The sequence below is a fragment of the Synechococcus sp. R55.7 genome, from assembly GCF_047461955.1.
GTDB lineage: Bacteria > Cyanobacteriota > Cyanobacteriia > Thermostichales > Thermostichaceae > Thermostichus.
The window spans coordinates 10,550-13,034 of sequence record NZ_JANSIC010000057.1 but is presented as its reverse complement, the minus strand read 5'-3'; the positions used below and the strand labels follow the sequence as shown (position 1 = coordinate 13,034).

Genomic DNA, 2,485 nt, shown 5'->3' with positions numbered 1-2,485 from the left:
TAAGTAACATTTCCCCATCCACTTCGCAATTGGAATCTGATTCTGGCGGCGGTTTGAGAAGCATACGGGCTTAAATCTATTGTCTTGGTTGCCCATTGTGATGGGGTAGGTACAAATGCAGTGGTCATATCAGGTGCTGTAGCCAATGGACTCGGGCCTGTATTATTACCATAAGATGCTAATCGTATCCAAGTATTGCCACAATCAGTGGTGATACTTACTATTAATGAATCAGTCGCTTCCCTTCGGGGAAGTGGAATTAATGGAAAAATTAATGGAAACAAACCAAGTGATCCCCTTTCACTTCCAGCCAGTGCCCACCTGGATAATCGGGGCTACGGCTGCCTCGGTCTGCTTTTAAGAGCTGGATCCCGGCTTCTACCTGTTCAAAGGTGGGGTGGTGGGGCAACACCAGGGACAAAAACTGGAACATTACCTGCCGCTGCAGAGCCAAGGGGGCAGCCCGCAAGGGATCCCGTCGCAGCCCTGGCAAAGCGGGCTCATATACCTGTGGCCATAGCTGAGCTGCTTGAGCTACCACCAGCTCATGTTCTGCTTGCAGCAGTGTGGCAGCCCGATTCAGGGCCGCTTCCAGTTGCGGGTTGAAGTGCTGTTTCAAGTAAGGCATCACCTCCAGGCGGAGACGGTTGCGGCCATGGGCCAGATCTTGGTTGCTGCGATCCGGCCAGACCGGCAATTGGTGCTGCTGGCAAAATTGTTCGGTTTCCCAACGGTATAGCTCCAGCAGGGGTCGCACCACTTGGGCAGAGGTGGGATCCCGGTCGTCCAGGCGACGCTGCCAATCTAGGCTGCTCAGCCCGGCGGCTCCTGTTCCCCGCAACAAGTTCCACAAAAACGTCTCTGCTCGATCCGTGGCCGTATGCCCCATCACCACGGCGCTGCAATCCCAGATGCGGGCCCATTTGTCCAGTTGTTGGTAGCGCCAAGCCCTGGCCCCTGCCTCATCTCGGCGGATGGGATCCGCAGTCTCAACGGCATGAGGCAGTCCCTGCTGCTGCAGCCACCCCTGCAAAAAGCGAGCACACTCCGTTTCATCTGCCGACCAGCGGTGATCGCAATGCAAAACGAAGAGCTGCCAGCCCCAGCGAGGCTGTAGATCCCGCAGGATTTGGAGCAGGCAAAAAGAATCTTGCCCGCCCGAAAAAGCCACCAGCAGCCGCTGGCCAGGGTGAAGAAGTTGCCGCTGCCGAATGGCGCACTGTACCCGCAGGTGGAGAGGAGAGAGCCTGGCCACAGCTTGTTATTGCTCAGGTGCAACCCAGACCCTGCCTGCCTTCATGGGATCCCTTAGGCAAGAGCCCGGGTCAGATGAGAGGCCACCGCCTGCACAGCAGCAATGCTGCGCTCGTAGGCCATTCGGGTCGGCCCCAGCAAGGTGACCGTACCCAGAGGAGCTGAGCGACGGTGGTAAGTGGAGGCGATAACCGTACAGTGGTGCAGAGACTCCAGTGGATTCTCGCTGCCAATGTAGATGATCACCGGGGTCTTGCGGGCAGACTGTCCCGACTCCTGATCCATCTCCGTTGAGCTCGGCAGAGAGGGCAAACCCCCATCGGCAAAATGGAGCCCAATCATCCCCTGCAGTTGCTTGGCTCCCTCCTCGATCAACTGCATCACTGCCTGCACCTGCCGGGCCTGGGAAAACTCCGGCTGACGCATCAACTCGGCCATACCGGCACTGAACACCTGCCCCAGAGAGGGCTGTAGACAGCGTTGCACCACCGAGCGCAGCAGTTGCTGGAGCCAATGGCCGTAGGTACGAAATTCTTCATCCAGTTTCAGCCAGCTCAGATCCTGCAACTCGGCAAAGGTTTTGCCCCGCAGCTTCAGGGTGAGAAAGTTGCTGAGCAATTGCAATTCATCTTCCAAATCCTCTCGGGAGTCGCTGGGCCAGTCGGGGGGGCTGACCAGAGCTGAATGGGTTTGATAGGAGTCGGTTACCACCAACACCATCACCCGCCCTGGCGCTACCGACACCAACTGCACATGATGAATGGCTACCACCGGCCCCTGAGGAGGAGTGATGAGAGCAATGCAACCGCTCAGATGGGCCAAAAGCTGGGCCACCCTTTGTAGGAGACTGTCCAAGTCATCTCCCAGCTCACGGCCAAGCTGATCCATCAACTGTTGCAGGGCAGGATGGGGATCCGGCTGAGGAGCATCGTGGGGGATCCCACCGCTGTTGGCGGAGGTCAACAAATCGTTGACATAAACCCGATAGCCAAAGTCGGAAGGAACCCGTCCGGCGGAGGTGTGAGGCTGAAACAGCAATCCCACTTGCTCAAGGGTGGCCAAGTCGTTGCGAATGGTGGCCGTGCTTACCCCAAAGTTGTAGGACTGGGCCAAGGTTTTGGAACCGACAGGTTCAGCCGTCGCAATGTAGCTGCGCACCGTCGCCCAGAGAATCTTCCGCTGGCGGGGAGTCAGTTCGAGTTTCATAGCCGATCAAAAGAACCCAGTCAAC

Annotated in this window: 2 protein-coding genes; both read right to left on the bottom strand. The window is 57.4% G+C overall.

The window, feature by feature from the left end; all coding sequences use genetic code 11:
- Positions 1-271: 271 nt before the first annotated feature.
- Positions 272-1,255 carry a tRNA lysidine(34) synthetase TilS gene (gene tilS, locus NW820_RS04670; RefSeq protein WP_414406816.1) on the bottom strand — a complete coding sequence of 328 codons (984 nt, stop codon included), beginning with the start codon at positions 1,253-1,255 and terminating at the stop codon, positions 272-274.
- A 53-nt stretch (positions 1,256-1,308) separates the two neighbouring features.
- The gene (gene hrcA, locus NW820_RS04665; RefSeq protein WP_414344420.1) at positions 1,309-2,460 is read right to left on the bottom strand and encodes a heat-inducible transcriptional repressor HrcA; all 1,152 of its coding nucleotides are present in this window, start codon (positions 2,458-2,460) and stop codon (positions 1,309-1,311) included.
- Positions 2,461-2,485: the final 25 nt, after the last annotated feature.

Excerpts from the sequence above, each read along its gene's own strand:
- hrcA (WP_414344420.1), bottom strand. The coding sequence starts at position 2,460 with ATGAAACTCGAACTGACTCCCCGCCAGCGGAAGATTCTCTGGGCGACG.